General features: G+C 54.4%; 18 protein-coding genes. 15 read left to right on the top strand and 3 right to left on the bottom strand.

What is annotated here, in order from left to right; translation table 11 throughout:
• The first annotated feature begins 39 nt into the window (after positions 1-39).
• The 5 genes from BMY68_RS09645 to BMY68_RS09620 all read left to right on the top strand — a co-directional run bounded on the left by BMY68_RS09645 (position 40) and on the right by BMY68_RS09620 (position 4,550).
• Positions 40-468 (top strand): hypothetical protein, encoded by a 429-nt coding sequence (locus tag BMY68_RS09645; protein WP_085532424.1) that lies wholly within the window; start codon positions 40-42, stop codon positions 466-468.
• A gap of 114 nt (positions 469-582) precedes the next feature.
• On the top strand, positions 583-945 hold the full coding sequence (locus BMY68_RS09640; protein WP_085532426.1) for a hypothetical protein: 363 nt from the start codon (positions 583-585) through the stop codon (positions 943-945).
• Positions 935-1,750 (top strand): hypothetical protein, encoded by an 816-nt coding sequence (locus tag BMY68_RS09635; RefSeq protein ID WP_139214885.1) that lies wholly within the window; start codon positions 935-937, stop codon positions 1,748-1,750. Before BMY68_RS09640 ends, BMY68_RS09635 begins: the two co-directional genes overlap by 11 nt.
• A gap of 1,140 nt (positions 1,751-2,890) precedes the next feature.
• Positions 2,891-3,454 carry a hypothetical protein gene (locus tag BMY68_RS09625; RefSeq protein WP_085532432.1) on the top strand — a complete coding sequence of 188 codons (564 nt, stop codon included), beginning with the start codon at positions 2,891-2,893 and terminating at the stop codon, positions 3,452-3,454.
• A gap of 538 nt (positions 3,455-3,992) precedes the next feature.
• Positions 3,993-4,550, top strand: coding sequence for a Panacea domain-containing protein (locus BMY68_RS09620; protein ID WP_175534830.1), 558 nt, complete (start codon positions 3,993-3,995; stop codon positions 4,548-4,550).
• A 1,033-nt stretch (positions 4,551-5,583) separates the two neighbouring features.
• Here the strand turns inward: BMY68_RS09620 and BMY68_RS09610 are convergent.
• Together BMY68_RS09610 and BMY68_RS09605 are read right to left on the bottom strand one after the other, a co-directional pair.
• A complete protein-coding gene (locus BMY68_RS09610; RefSeq protein WP_175534829.1) occupies positions 5,584-6,117 on the bottom strand; it encodes a GNAT family N-acetyltransferase in 534 nt (177 codons plus the stop codon).
• Between the two features lie 139 nt (positions 6,118-6,256).
• Positions 6,257-6,865 carry a DUF4145 domain-containing protein gene (locus tag BMY68_RS09605; protein WP_085532437.1) on the bottom strand — a complete coding sequence of 203 codons (609 nt, stop codon included), beginning with the start codon at positions 6,863-6,865 and terminating at the stop codon, positions 6,257-6,259.
• Positions 6,866-7,342: 477 nt separating this feature from the next.
• Here BMY68_RS09605 and BMY68_RS29865 point away from each other — a divergent pair, with 477 nt between their 5' ends.
• From BMY68_RS29865 to BMY68_RS09570, 7 genes are all read left to right on the top strand, one after another.
• Positions 7,343-7,486: a hypothetical protein gene (locus BMY68_RS29865; protein ID WP_175534828.1), complete on the top strand. Its 144-nt coding sequence runs from the start codon at positions 7,343-7,345 to the stop codon at positions 7,484-7,486.
• Positions 7,487-7,657: 171 nt separating this feature from the next.
• Positions 7,658-7,990, top strand: a complete 333-nt coding sequence (locus BMY68_RS09595; protein WP_092160453.1) for an IS66-like element accessory protein TnpA — start codon at positions 7,658-7,660, stop codon at positions 7,988-7,990.
• Positions 7,987-8,322, top strand: coding sequence for an IS66 family insertion sequence element accessory protein TnpB (tnpB, locus tag BMY68_RS30090; protein WP_085532441.1), 336 nt, complete (start codon positions 7,987-7,989; stop codon positions 8,320-8,322). Before BMY68_RS09595 ends, tnpB begins: the two co-directional genes overlap by 4 nt.
• A 61-nt stretch (positions 8,323-8,383) precedes the next feature.
• Complete coding sequence (locus tag BMY68_RS09585; protein ID WP_085532443.1) at positions 8,384-9,946, top strand: IS66 family transposase; 1,563 nt, start codon at positions 8,384-8,386, stop codon at positions 9,944-9,946.
• Between the two features lie 16 nt (positions 9,947-9,962).
• Positions 9,963-10,511 (top strand): AAA family ATPase, encoded by a 549-nt coding sequence (locus BMY68_RS09580; RefSeq protein WP_092160449.1) that lies wholly within the window; start codon positions 9,963-9,965, stop codon positions 10,509-10,511.
• Between the two features lie 564 nt (positions 10,512-11,075).
• Positions 11,076-11,525: an arsenic resistance N-acetyltransferase ArsN2 gene (gene arsN2, locus BMY68_RS09575; protein WP_085532535.1), complete on the top strand. Its 450-nt coding sequence runs from the start codon at positions 11,076-11,078 to the stop codon at positions 11,523-11,525.
• Between the two features lie 429 nt (positions 11,526-11,954).
• Entirely contained in the window at positions 11,955-12,545 is a 591-nt protein-coding gene (locus BMY68_RS09570) for an acyl-homoserine-lactone synthase (RefSeq protein ID WP_009045584.1), read from the top strand.
• A 31-nt stretch (positions 12,546-12,576) separates the two neighbouring features.
• On the opposite strand, the gene BMY68_RS09565 is transcribed toward BMY68_RS09570, so the two are convergent.
• The gene (locus BMY68_RS09565; protein WP_009045585.1) at positions 12,577-13,302 is read right to left on the bottom strand and encodes an autoinducer binding domain-containing protein; all 726 of its coding nucleotides are present in this window, start codon (positions 13,300-13,302) and stop codon (positions 12,577-12,579) included.
• A gap of 430 nt (positions 13,303-13,732) precedes the next feature.
• Here BMY68_RS09565 and BMY68_RS09560 point away from each other — a divergent pair, with 430 nt between their 5' ends.
• The 3 genes from BMY68_RS09560 to BMY68_RS09550 are packed head-to-tail and all read left to right on the top strand — an operon-like array spanning position 13,733 to position 15,967.
• Positions 13,733-14,224 (top strand): PhzA/PhzB family protein, encoded by a 492-nt coding sequence (locus BMY68_RS09560; RefSeq protein WP_009045586.1) that lies wholly within the window; start codon positions 13,733-13,735, stop codon positions 14,222-14,224.
• Positions 14,225-14,249: 25 nt separating this feature from the next.
• A complete protein-coding gene (locus tag BMY68_RS09555; RefSeq protein ID WP_009045587.1) occupies positions 14,250-14,741 on the top strand; it encodes a PhzA/PhzB family protein in 492 nt (163 codons plus the stop codon).
• Positions 14,742-14,764: 23 nt separating this feature from the next.
• The gene (locus tag BMY68_RS09550) at positions 14,765-15,967 is read left to right on the top strand and encodes a 3-deoxy-7-phosphoheptulonate synthase (protein ID WP_085532447.1); all 1,203 of its coding nucleotides are present in this window, start codon (positions 14,765-14,767) and stop codon (positions 15,965-15,967) included.
• Positions 15,968-15,972: the final 5 nt, after the last annotated feature.

The raw sequence follows: 15,972 nt of genomic DNA, 5'->3' as shown, positions 1-15,972 counted from the left end.
ATGCACCAATAACGTGCTAACCAATCAGGGAAGCTGAAAATGAGTGCGGATGAAAGGAGCGTAAAGCTCCACCAAAGCGCGAGCACCGAATCTGCAAACTTTGATCGCTTCGTCCTCGGGGCCTCAATGGCGGCTTGCGCCTATCTCGCGCAGACAATGCCCTTCGGCCCCGTCGGCCTTAACGTGTCTACGATGTACTTGGCGACCTTGTTTTTAATGGCACTGAGCGCGGTATTCGGATTTCTTCGGATTGAAGCGACGATCTCAACTATGAATGCCAACTCAAGCTATCTGCACATGATTGAGATGGGCCAGTTAAACGACACCTCAATGCGTCATATGGCTCGAGAGGCAGTTGATAGGGTAGCCGATCGAACCAAGACAATGTATTTGCTGCGAAACCGCACAATGCTGCTTTCGTTTTTCTGTTTCGTCGCCACAAAGGTGTATGCCACTTACCCCGCGTAACCCTCGCCTATTCAAGACAATTGTTAATAGATCGCCCGCCAGTTCCAGCTTAGTCACTAACATTTACTATCAGCTGACGTGGCTACCACTTTCAAGCCTGCCAACGAGAACAGAATGAGCACACAGACATATGCATTGGTCCGATTAACACTCTTCAAACATAGCGCTGGGCCATTCTTGGCTGCGCTAGATGAGGCCCAAATTCCTCATGCCCCCATCCATATGTTCTCAACCAATCCTCAAGGTTCGGGCTTTGTTGAAGCAATCACGGCCCTGTCCGACGCTATGCCTTGGAACGCTATAGCGAAGGTGGCGGTTGCGTGGATTGAGGCAAGAAAAAGCCGAGAAATAATCATTCATACAGAAACGGGTGACTCGATCCATGCAAAAGGCTATTCGGCTTCTGAAGTTCAAAAGCTGCTTCAAAAATCCACAAACGTGATCGTAATAGATACGAAGCCTGTAGATGAGCCATAGCAATCACGGAACCGCCCGACGCCGGTCAACCTTGACAATTGTTAACAGCACCACCGGATATGTAGACGGCAGCAATCAGCCAATAGGAGAGCTGGGTATGGTGAAATTTGATGAAACTCTTCACGTCAATCTCAACACCCGAAAAGTAATGATTGGGGGTAAGAGCCCTGAGCAAACGACGAGAGACCTTGAAGCGGGCGTGGCTCGGATCGGTGGATTTTGGCGTCACCCGAATTACTTTGAAGCCTACCTGCACTCAGCATCTCTGCTTATCGAACAGGGACGAGAAACCGGGACATTGGATGAAATAGGGCTACCGGCCTTTTACCTTCAGAGACACGCTATAGAATTGTTGTTGAAAGGTTTGCTGACGTGGCTAACCAGCATCTCCGACCTTCGCAACGAGTTAGGACGATCCCAACAGGAAGCAAGCGACGAGCTGATGGCAGCTTTGCGCAGGAGCCATAACCTCCAGACTCTCCATGGGCATCTCCTAGAGTTTGGCGCCGCACTTGATGTCCCAATGCCGCCAGTGACTCTAGGCAGTCTGATCGAAGATATGGGACGAGTCGAGATAACGGACACCTGGTCGAGATACAGTTCGTCATCGGAAAAGCCGAAGGGCGGCGCCCGCAGACACGTAGAACACATTCCAGAAGAGATTCTGATCCCGATTGTTGACTTCCAAGAGCGGCTTGATGCGATAGCGAACATCGTATCGGCGCGTATAGCCTTCGGTGATACCTACGAGGACGAACTACATAACATCTGGGCGCAGCTGAATGCCGATCTAGACCGAGAATAAAAACCGAAGCCGCTGAGGGTTAGGTTTTACTAAGTCGCTGACGCTGACCAGATCAAGCGGTGACCATCTTTCGCGCACACCCATCACGTACCCGGCCTGTGCGGCGACCGGCAACGTTTCACACAGCCCTTCACGCAGCGTCCTCACGCACTTTGAACGGCACGCACGCCGACTCAGGCAAGTACTACGCTGTCGCAGATATGAGAGCCCTGAGATCACATTCACATGACCAACCCGTCGGAATCGATGTTCATCAGTCAACAGGACATTGCAGAGTTGACCGGACATCCACGCCCCGCAATCCAGGCTCGCTGGCTTCGAGCTAACGCAATTCCATTCATCCGTGGTGGTGATGGTCAGCCCAAGGTCGCTCGACAAACGCTACTAAACAAGCTTGATCCAGCTCAGCCAGATTCGGAGCTCCCGATCGAACCTATGCCTAGCCTTGTCGAAATCACGGACAACTGGGACAAGGTTTCTGAGGCGCTTATGGCTGAGCTGATAGGGGCCACCTCAAGGGCTCTACAGGGAAGGCGCTCAAGAGGTGCGATTCCCCCCAGACATAGAGAGAGGTCGACGGTCGATCATGTACAGCCTGAAGCGATATGACGCCTGGCTGGCCGCCCTTCGAAGAGCCCGCGTCCCTCAAGCGGCGAAAGCCGGTCAGAAAGAGAAGCGCCGAAACACCCAATGGATAGTTTGAATACCAGCCTCAGTGGTGGTATTCACCAAGTACACAGCCAGATACACACCACCGGTACGTACTCGTCAATGCGAACCAGCCGCAAGTTCACACCCGAGGTTCGCACGCCTGGTTCGCATTCACCATTGTGCGAACCTGGGCGACCTGCCTGGTGAGAAATGTTGATGTTGCCGGGCGCTGCTTTCCAGTGTGGTTTCCGCGGTATTGCAGTGACTTCCTGGCAACCCTAGCCCTAATTATGCCCCATGCAATCCGCTGCATAAGCCGTTCCAATGTTAGGTTTTCGCGAGATAGCGACGTTCAGTCTGGCCAAGCGCCGATTGCTTTGCGCTCAAACTGCATTGAGTTGGAATGCATTCTGCCTGCATCCCCTATATGTTGCCCCTAGCGCCGAAAATGAAGGTAGGCGCATTCAATGTATTAAAGGAGCACGCTTCATGCAGATGGGCTTTCGATTCGTCGCGGTGTTTGCCTACGCGGTAATTGCGGGTTGTGCAGGTGGAAAATCTGTCCCGGGAAATTCGGCTGTTGTCACTGTATCCGCCTATGGCCCTGATCTGTTCGGTCAGCACGCCCATGGTGTCGGGGGGCGCTCGGATGTCCTAGAGTCTTCGGAAGGAGCAACCCAGCTCAGCTATCCGCCTATGGATTTGCGTTCCTGTAACCAATCCAACACAGCCTGTTTGTTGGGCATCGGGGTAGTCGATGGCACCGCCAAAATCATTTCGTCGAGCGCAACCAGTGCAACAGTGGCAATCAACCTGAGCTACCAGGTGGGGCGGAGTTACTCGCTCAATGCAAATGGCCACCAATTCAAGCAAGAGATACCGTCTGATGTGCAGGTGTTGCATGCCAACCAGGTGATCTCGAAGATAATCGAGGTGGCCTATGGGGAGGTAGTGCACCTGCCGCTTCCATACGGAGTGGATGTAGCCGTATGTGCCCAGAAGCACTATGCGGGAGAAGTCATGCCCGATCAGAGCGTATGCCAAGGGTATTGATGGTATACCGTGCCGCGGTTTCACTCAGCCATCACGCATCATTGTCACGCACTCCGCATACGTGCAATCCGTCACGGTACGCAGTCAAGTACCGACCGCATGGCTCGCACCCTCCTACACGATGCTGGTGCGAACCTGGCTGACAGTTATCGCCGCGGCCACCAGATCGAACGGTTGCCAGACGCGAAGTTTCCACGGCAGTTTCATCCAAAAGCAGGTGTTTCGACTGGAAATCTCGAAACTTTTAGAGCAAACGTTCTGCAGTGGAGTACCCGCGTCATGAACAAAACACTTCCCGCTCTCAACGGTTTACTCAGTCGAGCAGAAGGGTTATATCGATTCTTTATGGTGCTGGACGTGCGTGGGTGCCCAACGAGTGCTATAGCTAACGCAAATAGCGTGCGCCGTTCGCCGGAGAGGTCGATACCGTTGGGCTGAACCTGTGGGCAGGCCTATTGACTAACCTGTAGGTCGGCTGATAATTCGCGACCGTTTGTATGCTGGACTACCCCCAAGGAACGGGGAAGAGAGGTAGCACGTGATTTTCAGTGAACAGAAGGTAGCGCAGATTGCGGCTTTCTTCTTGGCCCGCGCCGAAGGTTCGCTGCCAAATCTGAAGCTCATCAAGCTGATGTATTTGGCTGATAGAGAGTCGATGAATAGGTTTGACGTTCCAATGTCAGAGGATCGAGCAGTTTCGATGCCTCACGGCCCCGTTTTGTCTGCGACCTTAGATTTAATCAAAGGTAAGCGCGGATCGGCTGAGTGGAGCTCATGGATTTCTCCGCCGTCTGATAACGAAGTGAAATTGGCTAGGGAACTGCAAAACTTCGACGACCTGGATGAACTGAGCCGTTCGGACTTTTCGGTACTTGACTCCGTTTGGCAACAATTTGGGTACATGAGCAAATACCAGCTTCGGGACTACACTCATAAACACATCCCCGAATGGCACGACCCGCACGGCACCTCGGTAGATATTGATCCGAAATCTACCTTCATAGCCCTCGGTGTTGGTGAAGATCTTGCTGAAAGCAAAGCGCAGGATCTCCGTGAGCGGCGGGCCCTTGCTAGGAAAATATCTGAGTTCATTTGATGCCAGGGACAATACTTCAGAAAGGAACTTTGTTGATCCCTACTGGCGGCTCTGATCATTTACACATAGTGATCAACGACCCAGTTTATTGTCCGTTTCAGGGTGATAACGTTGTATTGCTCGTGAACATCTCTTCCGTCTATCCGGGTAAATACGCAGACACGACATGCATACTTTCGCCGGGCTCACACCGATTCGTTAAACATGACAGCTGGGTCGTTTACCGTGAAGCGGTGATAAAAAGAGTGGACGCTCTCGAGACCGGCGTAGCGCAAAACCAGATCAGAACTCACGATCCGTTCCTCACCGACGAGTACCTACGGATTCGAGGAGGTTTTGACACTTCCCCCGACGTCAAAATAAAGATTGCTCGATTCCTGAAGCAGCACAGCCTATAGCACCTATGTTCTCCCCCTCCTCCTGCTCCTTCAGGAAAGCTATTCATCACAGCGCCACACAGACCACGCTTTGACGGAATGTGAGACAGGTATGAGACGAAACTCGCGCCTGATCGGTGTCTGAGGCTTTATCCATGCGGAGGCTGTCAAACTAGCAGGCTTGGTCGTCTCATACCCCCTACAGCCCCCTGACGGATTCTGGACAGGCTCTGGACGGCCGGCGGCGGTAGGTTTCTGGCTCCGCCTAGGAGCCACGGCCAACATGGGCGGCGGCAGATCAGGCGGGCGACCGGATAGCTGCCACGTCCAGAAGCCGGGAGGAGCCCGCGACGTTGACTTGTGAGGCCGGAAGCCCAGAGCAGCACATGGAAAAGCACTCCCGAAATCCTTGACCAGCCTTGACAGGGCCTTGACGATTTTTTTGACAGGCTCTAGACGTATTTGCGACCGCCGACGCTGAAGGAGAAGCTGAGAGCCACGGAATATAAGGGTTACGAGCGTCAAAGACCATCAAAGCACCACTAGTAGCGTCTAAAATTGTCGGCGTGCTCGTCAAAACACCGTCAAGGAAAAAACTTATGAGGATCGACTGGCGTGGATGCTTTGCTCAGCCGCCGGCTACTGCCTAGGCGTTTTTATGCGCGGCCTTCGGAGGCCAATATCGGTGACATGAAGTGGCGCACAATCAGATCAGTACTGGGGACTTCCTTAAACCCTAATCGCTTTAACAAGGTCATCATACTTTTCGACGCAGGTAGGCAACGAACCAGCATCCGCCGGCTTCCCAACCTCAGTTGTGAAACCAACTCACGAACAGCAAAGCGCGCCAACCCGCGACCACGCCACTGCGGATCAATGACCAGTACATTCAGATCCATCACCCTCACATCAGGAGTAGCCATAAGTACCAGATAGCCAACTGGAATAACATCAACCGTGATTACAATGAGTGACACACGAACCGGCTTTTCTTTAGCTAAGGTTTCAATCTGAGATTGCAGCTCGACTAAATATCCCTCTATTTCCTTAGAGGTGCTTAAGCCAAAAAAATGCGCATTCGCAGCCTCAAACTGCAGCAGGCCACCAAAGGCTTTTAGATCCTCTACTCGACCAGCGCGAAGATCGATGCAAGGCTCAGCCTGCTTAGGCAAATGTTTAAACAACTTCATGAGCTCCCATTTTCTGACAGAAAACATCGCACCACCCAAACTTAGGTACGGGACTTCTGATCTAAAACCCTATCACTGAAGAAAAAATCGCTTCGATATTTCCTAACCATCAATTTCTGTGGGCTAAAAAATACCCTAACTAGGCACCTTTACTCAGATAACTGCGCAGTACTCTCACTAGCCGCTGAGCTGCTAACAGATAATCTTGAGCTGCTTCAGGTGTGGGATCAAAACCAGCGTGCGCGGCCTTGTTTCTCAATTCCCTAAGCTCATGGATCACAGATACAGTATCAAGAGGGAGGATACCTTCCTGAGAGATTGCGTTGATCCAAACTGCAACGTTGCGCGTGCTGCGCTCGGGTATAAATACTCCACGATCCGCAATTATCGCTAATAACGCCTCTTCGATATCCTTCCAGGCATCAACAATTGCCGTCGAAGGACTGAAAGCAGCAGTGCGCCACATGGCTATGGACAAGGGGTCTTGGTCCATCCCATCGTCCCGTGGAATATCACTCGGCACACTAACCTCCGCCCCCTCCAAGGGAGCAAGCTGAATCTCTTGTGCCTCGACCAATACCTTCTTTGCCTCGATTGAGAACTCCGCCTTCAATGGTCCCGCTTCCAGTTTGGTGAGCTTCGGAATCAGCTCCAGCACTTCCTTGCGCAGCATGGCGACAAGCGTGACCACTCCGACAGGCCACGCCAATGCTTCTATCACCTTTGCGGTGAACTCTAAATTGTCCAAAGCACTACCTCACCATGGAAAGGTCGTAGCCTGATTTACTTATCACTAAAGGATCAAGAGAATCCTGTGCGAATCACCTCTTAGAAATCCTCAGGAAGCGCTGGCGATGACCATCACTTGTGCAATCGGAAAAGCCCCGTCCTGTGCTAACTGCAGATCCTAACCGCTCGCGAGGCTAGCAAAGTGCCATATAACCGTCTACCTAATACATCGATCAGCCTCCAGCACGTAAATAGCCCTGCGAATTACAGCCGCATACCGCGCTTCCTAAATGTGAGCCCAGCCCCTGCGTTAGCATTGAGACAAAAGGGTCGAAGCGGTGATCAGTGCACAGGCTAAGAACACCACCCACCCGATCGCTTAAACAATGGGTAAGAACACCCCTCCCGTGATCGCCAACGCCGGTCATGAAAAAACCACGAATGAGGCAAAAGCGCACCCATCCGATGTTGAATAACCCCATTGCGGAAACGCCCCATGAATGACCACTACCCCGATTCAGGGTGGTGCCGGCAAGAACGCCTCAGTGTGATGGAAATGCCACATGGCGCCGGCGGCATCACCACAAAAGTGTGGAGATGGTCGGTCGATCCAGATTTGGATCGATTCAAGGTATGGTGATGATGACCACGCCTTCACCTTCGGCGGTTTATCAAAATGGGCTTACCATTCGTCGGGGGCGAAACAACGTATGCGTCTGGCCAAGTCATCTACCCGGCCCCGCAAAGCCAAGACATGGTGTGCACTTAAATTTAAGTGGGCACCAGTTCTAGCCTTTTAAGCGGGTATTTCATGCAGCCAACACGCCGTTCCTATTCAAAATCCTTCAAGGCCCAAGTCATTCAAGAGTGTGTCCAGCCCGGCGCGTCGATTGCCAGCATCGCACTCGGCCATAGCCTCAACGCAAACCTCGTCCATAAATGGATTCGGGTACACACGCAGAACAGTGCCGCGCTGCAACCTGCATTTATTCCGTTACCCCTACCGTCGGCCGGAGCAAACTCTCAAGCGACATCGTCGAACATCTGCGTTGAGATCCAGCACCCGCGTGGTACCGTCAAAGTGAACTGGCCAACCGACAATGCCGCTGCCTGCGCGACCTTTCTTCGAGACCTGCTGCGATGATCCGCATCGACTCCATCTGGCTCGCCACCGAGCCGATGGACATGCGCGCAGTCACCGAGACTGCATTGGCCCGAGTGATTGCCGTATTCGGTGCGGCAAAGCCGCACTGTGCTTATCTTTTCGCCAACCGCCGAGGCAACCGGATGAAAGTCTTGGTGCATGACGGCATGGGCATCTGGCTGGCGGCGCGACGATTGAATCAAGGCAAGTTTCACTGGCCCGGCATTCGGCACGGATCGGAGGTCGAACTCGATAACGAGCAACTTCAGGCTTTGGTACTGGGTTTGCCATGGCAACGGGTCGGTGCTGGCGGCTTGATCACAGTGCTGTAACGCCTGCCATTAGCCCATCAGTTTATCGCTGCTGACTTCCGGCTCTGGCACAATCGGCGGCATGACTTCCTCGCCCAATCTCGATCAAATGACACCGGAACAGCTACGTGCCTTGGCAGAACAGGCCTTGCAGTTGCTGTCCCAGGTCGACTCGATGGGCCAGAAAATCCACCGCCTTGAAACGGTCAACGAGCAACTCGCTCATGAGATCGCCATCCTCAAGCGGCACAAGTTCGCCAAGCGCAGCGAGCAACTGAGCCCCGACCAAGGCAGACTGCTCGACGATCTGCTCGATACCGATATCGCAGCTATCGAAGCCGAGCTGAAGGCAGCCAATCCGCCGGCCGCACCGGCCGAGCCAAGTCAGAAGCCCAAGCGTGCACCACTGCCGCCGCAGTTTCCTCGCACTGTGATCCATCACGAACCGCAAGACACCCAGTGCGCGTGCGGCTGTCAACTTCAGCGCATCGGTGAGGACGTCAGCGAGAAGCTGGATTACACCCCAGGCGTGTTCACCGTTGAGCAGCATGTGCGTGGAAAATGGACGTGCCGCCAGTGCGAAACACTGATCCAGGCGCCTGTACCGGCCCAAGTTATCGACAAGGGCATCCCGACCGCAGGCCTGTTGGCCCATGTAATGGTGGCGAAGTTCGCCGACCATTTACCGCTGTACCGGCAGGAGAAGATTTTTGGTCGGGCCGGGCTGGCGATTGCTCGCTCGACACTGGCGCAATGGGTCGGACAGACCGGTGTGCAACTCCAGCCTCTGGTCGACGCGCTGCGTGAACAAGTGTTGGCTCAAGGCGTGATCCACGCCGATGAGACTCCGGTTCAGATGCTCGCGCCAGGCGAGAAGAAAACTCACCGCGCTTACGTCTGGGCCTACAGCACCACGCCGTTTTCGGCACTCAAGGCTGTGGTTTATGACTTCAGTCCCAGCCGTGCAGGCGAGCATGCGCGCAACTTCCTTGGGCAGTGGAACGGCAAGCTGGTATGCGACGATCTCGCTGGCTACAAAGCCGGTTTCGAGAAAGGCATCACCGAAATTGGCTGCATGGCCCACGCCCGCCGCAAGTTTTTCGATCTGCACGTGGCGAACAAAAGCCAGCTGGCTGAACAAGCGCTGTACTCGATTGGCGGCTTGTACGAAGTCGAACGCCAAGCTCGGGACATGAGTGATGAGGATCGTTGGCGAATACGCCAGGAAAAGGCAGCCCCGATCATCAAAACGCTGCATAACTGGATGCTGGCCCAGCGCGATCTTGTGCCCAATGGATCATCAACGGCCAAAGCCCTGGATTACAGCCTTAAACGCTGGGTAGCGCTGACGCGCTATCTGGAAGACGGAGCCGTGCCCATCGACAACAACCAAGTGGAGAATCAGATTCGGCCATGGGCACTTGGGCGCTCAAACTGGTTGTTTGCCGGGTCGCTTCGCAGTGGCAAACGGGCGGCAGCAATCATGAGCTTGATCCAATCTGCGCGCATGAATGGGCATGATCCGTATGCGTACCTGAAGGACGTTCTTACTCGCCTGCCAACGCAGCGGGCGAGTGAGATCGCTCGACTGCTGCCGCATCAGTGGGGCACTGTTAATTTATCGGAGATGGCAAACTCGTTTTAGAGTGGCTGAAAGCGAAATGACAAAAGAGACGGCACGTTACATCTTGATCACAGGCGCGGCAGGTACCGGCACCACGACCTTAGCGGATGCTTTAGCAAAGGAACTGAGCACAACTCACCTGGAAGCAGATGATTTTTTGTGGCTGCCGAGTAACCCTCCATATCAGCATCTGGCAGACAAAACGCAGCGAGGAGAGCGCTTGCTACAAGAAATGCGCTCTCATGGCCGTGCCGTGGTTGCCGGATCAGTAATGGGCTGGGGTCAACCGCTTGAGGATGAATTTGATCTTGTGGTGTTCCTTTATCTTCCTGTTGAACTCAGGTTAGAGAGACTAAAACGTCGAGAGGTAAAACGCTTCGGTCAAGCAAGTCCGGAGTTTCTGGCTTGGGCAGCTCAGTATGATGAGGGATGCGTCCCTGGGCGGAGCTTGGCCAGGCATCAGGAATGGCTGTCTGTGCTTACTTGTGCTGTCTTAAAGCTTGAGGGGGACATGTCCGTTACAGATCGGGTACGGCAAATACTGGATGCAGTCGACGGGCTGAACCACACACCGTCGGTCATGTGAACATGTGTTGGCTATACGCTTACGAAACAACGATCCGTTACGACCTTCACCAGCGGTCTGAAGCGGGCCAAAAACACCCCAGCAGACTGCACCGTGTATCCCCACGTGTATCCCTCTAAAACAAAAGATCACAAATAACCAGTAAATACAGTAGCTTACTTATCCGGTTCAAATGTCTGTGTACCACCAAGTACCGATCCATAGATGGCTACAGCAGTCTATGAATCACCTCAAGAAGCCCGCCTAGTGCGGGCTTTCTTGTTTCTGGCTGTATCTCCTTGTCTCCCCCTATACCTTCCCGCTGTGTATCCTCGAAAAATAATCGAACCGAGGGGATAGGGAACGACAGGCGGCTCACATGCGTGAGCCACCTACCACTATTCATCAGATTGAATTGCGCGGTAACCACCAAAAGTAACCACCTCAGCCTGGTTACCTCCGTAAAAGGAATCTGCGTTACGGAGTCATCCAGCGGCCTCTGACCTTGAGCTGGTCAATGTCAGGTTGCTGAAGCTGGCCAGATCGGCAGATATCCAGCTTAGGCCGAATTCAAGGGAGCTCTTCATGAAGAATGCGGTAGACATCCAAGTGGTACCAATTGGTGCTGACCAAATAGACGCTCTGCGCCTGTCTCTCGAACGTGCGGGCTTGCCTACCGCTGACTTGGTATTACCTGCGCGACAGTTCTTTCGCTTCGACTATGAGGGTGTGCCGCTTGGCTACGGAGGACTGGAAGGGCAAGGACAGGATGTGCTGCTTCGCTCGCTAGTCATTGAATCTGAAAAACGTGGCCAAGGCTGGGGAGCTGCAGTGCTTGAACAAATGGAAGCCATGGCAGCAACCTTTGGCGCGATAAAACTGCATCTGCTTACCAACACTGCCGCAAATTTCTTCAAGGCCCATGGCTACTCAGAGTGTCCTCGCGCCTTAGCTCCAGACCATATAAATCAATCAGAACAGTTCAAGTCGCTTTGCCCATCGACAGCGACGTATCTCGCTAAAACAATTGCCTAGGCATTGACCATCCGACCGGCTGGTATCCACGGTTTGGGATTGTCTTCGTAGGGTTGAGTACCGTTCCATAGATGGCTACAGCAGTCTATGAATCACCTCAAGAAGCCCGCCTAGTGCGGGCTTTCTTGTTTCTGGCTGTCCCTCTTCGTATCCCCCTATCCTCGCCAAACGAAGCAATCCGAGATAAAACTCCACTTCCTTACCGCATGAGCGCACGAATCATTCTCTACGACTACCTGGGCCAGACTGCCGCCTTCAATGCCGGCGGCCGGATCAACGCCACTGTCGCCGCCGTTCGTTTCGGCAAAGTCCCCAGCGAATGGCTTCACCTCGATGCCACCGATGCCCCTACCAGATCTTGCAGGTGCCAAGCCGGTACAAGTCCTCTATAAAACTGCACTCCCTTTATCCCTAAGGAAAACTTCAGTAATGCACATGGAAGAGCACACACTGAACCAAATGAGCGACGAGCTGAAACTCATGCTCGGCCGCTTTCGGCACGAACAGTTCGTCGAGAAACTCGGATGGCGGCTGCCGGCCCATCCGAGCCAGGCAGGTTGTGAATGGGATCAATACGACACCGAGCACGCCCGCTACCTCCTGGCGTTCAATGAAGACCGCGCCATCGTTGGCTGCGCCCGCCTGATTCCCACCACGTTCCCCAACCTGCTTGAAGGCGTGTTCGGCCATACCTGCGCCGGGGCCCCGCCCAAGCATCCAGCCATCTGGGAAATGACTCGCTTCACCACCCGCGAACCGCAACTGGCGATGCCGTTGTTCTGGAGAAGCCTCAAGACAGCCAGCCTGGCGGGCGCAGATGCCATCGTCGGGATCGTCAACAGCACCATGGAGCGCTATTACAAAATCAACGGCGTCCACTACGAACGACTGGGCCCGGTCACGGTGCACCAGAATGAAAAAATCCTCGCCATCAAACTCTCGGCCCACCGCGAGCATCACCGCAGCGCAGTCGCACCGTCAGCCTTCATGTCCGACACATTATTGAGAGAGACCGCTTGATACAGGCCGAGTCGTCCTTCTTGAATGACCCTCAGATATAGCCCATCGCGACGGCGTAAGAGACTGCCTGCACGCGGTTACTGGCGCCGATTTTGCGTTGGATGTTGCGGTGGTGGTAATTCACCGTATCGGTGCACACCCCCATGATCACGCCGATTTCCTCCGAGGTCTTGCCGTCGGCCGTCCAGCGCAGCACATCACATTCCCTACCGCTGAATTCCACATCCGTATTGAACACACGCACGTCGCTCTCCAGCTCGGAAATCTTCTCGTGGACCGCTGCGGCAAACGCCTTGGTCACCACCTTCAACGCCTCAAATTCCTGAAGACTGATGGGATTATCCTTGCGCGCCAGGCTTAACACCCCAACCCTCCCCTGGGTGTTGAACGAGGGTTGTGCCAGGCCGTGGCGTAAATTCGAGTCGTTGGCTTCGGACCACAGATCCGGGCACCCACGGAACAACTCATTGCTCCACAAAATAGGGGACGACGAGACTTTGCTGTGCTTCACCGTGGGATCGATCACCGCGTAGTTAGCCGCCTGATATCGCTGCACCCAGTCCTCGGGATAATTGCCATACATATAAGTCCTGGGCCGCATGAACGGAGTCACGCTGCACATGCCGTAGGCAAAAAAATCAAACCGTAGTTCGCGCAAGGCCCTCAACGCGACAGCCGTAAACTCCTGCATATCCATGGTTCGCGCAAAGATACTATAAAAGTACGCATCCCATCCCAACTGCTGCCCTAATTCCATTTTGAGCACCACCAAAGTTGAAAACAGGCCGTTAGACTAGACCAACCTGAACCTCTGTCAACAAGCAAAATCACACCGTCATAGACGGCTTCGCGCTAGCACTAGATTCATTGTGCCTAATCCAACTAACTACTTAGAACATTGCATCCGGGCGATGTTAGTAAGCCATTACCGTCTCTCAGCCGACGAATGAACCCGCCTCTTCACAATAATGCAACAGTTCATCCGGCGGGCTGCAGCCAGCCCACTCATGCCCCTAATCACTACAAGATCTGGTAGTTCCACCCCCAAGAAATGCAGGTGTATAAACAACACCCACTCAGCACCGCCACGCAGGAACAACAGTTAAACGCTGTAAATATTTACCCACGTCAGTTAACTAAATATTTACTTTCAACACTATCACCCCCAACTAAGGAGGATGCTGCCCATGCCTGCTTCGCTTTCCCCTAGCGGCTTTAATGATCACCTTGAACTTCGCCAGAAAAATCGCGCCACGGTCGAACAGTACATGCGCACTAACGGCAAAGATCGCCTGCGTCGACATGAACTGTTCACTCAGGATGGCAGTGGCGGTTCCTGGAACACCGAAACCGGTAAACCCCTTGTGTTTAAAGGCCACACGAAGCTGGCGGCCCTCGGCGTATGGCTGGAGAAGTGCTTTCCGGACTGGCAATGGCACAACGTCCGGGTGTTTGAAACCGATAACCCCAACCACTTCTGGGTGGAAAGCGACGGTCGCGGCAAGACTCTGGTTCCCGGTTATCCCGAAGGTTATTGCGAAAATCATTACATCCATTCTTTCGAACTGGATGACGGCAAGATCACGCAGAGCCGTGAGTTCATGAACCCCTTCGAACAACTTCGCGCCTTGGGCATCCCCGTTCCAAGAATCAAGCGTGAAGGTATCCCCGCCTCATAACCCCCTGATTCATTGGAGATTGAGCATGTCTAATAGTGCAGCGCAACAACTAACCGCTAACGACACCACTGAACTTCGCCGCAAGAACCGCGCCACGGTCGAGCAATATATGCGCACCAAAGGCCAGGACCGCCTGCGCCGCCATGAACTATTTACCGAAGATGGTACAGGCGGCTTATGGACCACCGATACCGGCGCGCCGATTGTAATCAGTGGCAAAGCCAAGTTGGCCGAACATGCTGTTTGGTCACTCAAGTGCTTCCCGGACTGGGAGTGGTACAACGTCAAAGTATTTGAAACCGATGACCCTAACCATATCTGGGTCGAGTGTGATGGCCACGGCAAGATCCTCTTTCCCGGCTATCCGGAAGGCTATTACGAGAACCACTTCCTGCACTCCTTCGAACTGGAAGACGGCAAAGTAAAACGCAATCGCGAATTCATGAACGTCTTTCAGCAACTGCGCGCCCTGGGTATTCCAGTACCGCAAATCAAGCGCGAAGGCATTCCAACTTAATCCCTCGTGAGAGTGATCGCATCATGGAAGACTTACTGAAACGGGTTTTAAGTTGTGAAGCGTTCCAGCAGCCTCAATGGAGCGAGCCCTCACAATTGCATGACGCGCAGGCCTACCTCAGGGACAGCGCCTCATTGATACGAGTGGAAGACATCCTGGTGCTGCGCGCCACGCTGGCGCGTGTAGCGGCCGGCGAAGCAATGGTCATCCAGTCCGGTGACTGCGCCGAGGACATGGATGAAAGCACTCCCGACCATGTGACCCGCAAAGCCGCGGTGCTGGACATCCTGGCCGGTACGTTCCGGCTGGTGACCCAACAACCGGTGGTACGGGTGGGACGGATTGCCGGGCAGTTTGCCAAGCCGCGTTCCAACAACAACGAACGCATCGGCGATGTCGAATTACCGGTGTATCGCGGCGACATGGTCAACGGTCGCGAGGCCGTCTGCGGTCATCGCCAGCACGATGCGCAACGCCTGGTTCGAGGCTATAGCGCCGCGCGGGACATCATGCAACACCTGGGCTGGAAAGCGTCGGCAAGCCAGGAACAACTCAGCGGTTCACCGGCCTGGACCAGCCATGAAATGCTGGTACTCGACTACGAACTGCCACAACTGCGCCAGGACGAACAGGGCCGGGTATTTCTCGGCTCTACCCACTGGCCGTGGATCGGCGAGCGTACCCGTCAGTTAACGGGCGCTCACGTGACGCTGCTCAGCGAAGTGCTCAATCCGGTGGCGTGCAAGGTCGGCCCGGACATTACCCAGGACCAGCTGCTGAGCCTGTGTGAACGCCTGGACGCCAAGCGCGAACCCGGCCGGCTGACCCTGATTGCCCGCATGGGTGCCCAGAAGGTCGCCGAGCGCCTGCCGCCGCTGGTCGAAGCGGTGCGCCAGGCCGGCCACAAGATCATCTGGCTGAGCGACCCGATGCACGGCAACACCATCGTCGCGCCCTGCGGCAACAAGACCCGCATGGTGCAGGCCATCACCGAGGAAATCGCCGCCTTCAAGCATGCCGTGACCTCCGCCGGTGGCGTGGCCGCCGGCCTGCACCTGGAAACCACCCCTGACGACGTCAGCGAGTGCGCTTCCGATGCCGCCGGCCTGCATCAGGTCGCCAGCCGCTACAAAAGCCTGTGCGACCCGCGCCTGAACCCCTGGCAAGCCATTACTGCAGTGATGGCCTGGAAAAACCAGCCCTCTTCAACCCTTGCCTCCTTTTGACTGGA

This window comes from Pseudomonas sp. NFACC41-3, from assembly GCF_900109505.1.
GTDB classification, from domain to species: Bacteria; Pseudomonadota; Gammaproteobacteria; order Pseudomonadales; family Pseudomonadaceae; genus Aquipseudomonas; species Aquipseudomonas chlororaphis.
This window is presented reverse-complemented; position numbering and strand designations above follow the sequence as displayed.

What these genes read in the sequence shown, in the direction of transcription:
- BMY68_RS09645 (WP_085532424.1), top strand. Translation starts at nt 40, where the DNA reads ATGAGTGCGGATGAAAGGAGCGTAAAGCTCCACCAAAGCGCGAGCACC.
- BMY68_RS09640 (WP_085532426.1), top strand. Translation starts at nt 583, where the DNA reads ATGAGCACACAGACATATGCATTGGTCCGATTAACACTCTTCAAACAT.
- BMY68_RS09635 (WP_139214885.1), top strand. Translation starts at nt 935, where the DNA reads ATGAGCCATAGCAATCACGGAACCGCCCGACGCCGGTCAACCTTGACA.
- BMY68_RS09625 (WP_085532432.1), top strand. Translation starts at nt 2,891, where the DNA reads ATGCAGATGGGCTTTCGATTCGTCGCGGTGTTTGCCTACGCGGTAATT.
- BMY68_RS09610 (WP_175534829.1), bottom strand. Translation starts at nt 6,117, where the DNA reads ATGAAGTTGTTTAAACATTTGCCTAAGCAGGCTGAGCCTTGCATCGAT.
- BMY68_RS29865 (WP_175534828.1), top strand. Translation starts at nt 7,343, where the DNA reads ATGAATGACCACTACCCCGATTCAGGGTGGTGCCGGCAAGAACGCCTC.
- BMY68_RS09595 (WP_092160453.1), top strand. Translation starts at nt 7,658, where the DNA reads ATGCAGCCAACACGCCGTTCCTATTCAAAATCCTTCAAGGCCCAAGTC.
- tnpB (WP_085532441.1), top strand. Translation starts at nt 7,987, where the DNA reads ATGATCCGCATCGACTCCATCTGGCTCGCCACCGAGCCGATGGACATG.
- BMY68_RS09585 (WP_085532443.1), top strand. Translation starts at nt 8,384, where the DNA reads ATGACTTCCTCGCCCAATCTCGATCAAATGACACCGGAACAGCTACGT.
- BMY68_RS09580 (WP_092160449.1), top strand. Translation starts at nt 9,963, where the DNA reads ATGACAAAAGAGACGGCACGTTACATCTTGATCACAGGCGCGGCAGGT.
- arsN2 (WP_085532535.1), top strand. Translation starts at nt 11,076, where the DNA reads ATGAAGAATGCGGTAGACATCCAAGTGGTACCAATTGGTGCTGACCAA.
- BMY68_RS09570 (WP_009045584.1), top strand. Translation starts at nt 11,955, where the DNA reads ATGCACATGGAAGAGCACACACTGAACCAAATGAGCGACGAGCTGAAA.
- BMY68_RS09565 (WP_009045585.1), bottom strand. Translation starts at nt 13,302, where the DNA reads ATGGAATTAGGGCAGCAGTTGGGATGGGATGCGTACTTTTATAGTATC.
- BMY68_RS09560 (WP_009045586.1), top strand. Translation starts at nt 13,733, where the DNA reads ATGCCTGCTTCGCTTTCCCCTAGCGGCTTTAATGATCACCTTGAACTT.
- BMY68_RS09555 (WP_009045587.1), top strand. Translation starts at nt 14,250, where the DNA reads ATGTCTAATAGTGCAGCGCAACAACTAACCGCTAACGACACCACTGAA.
- BMY68_RS09550 (WP_085532447.1), top strand. Translation starts at nt 14,765, where the DNA reads ATGGAAGACTTACTGAAACGGGTTTTAAGTTGTGAAGCGTTCCAGCAG.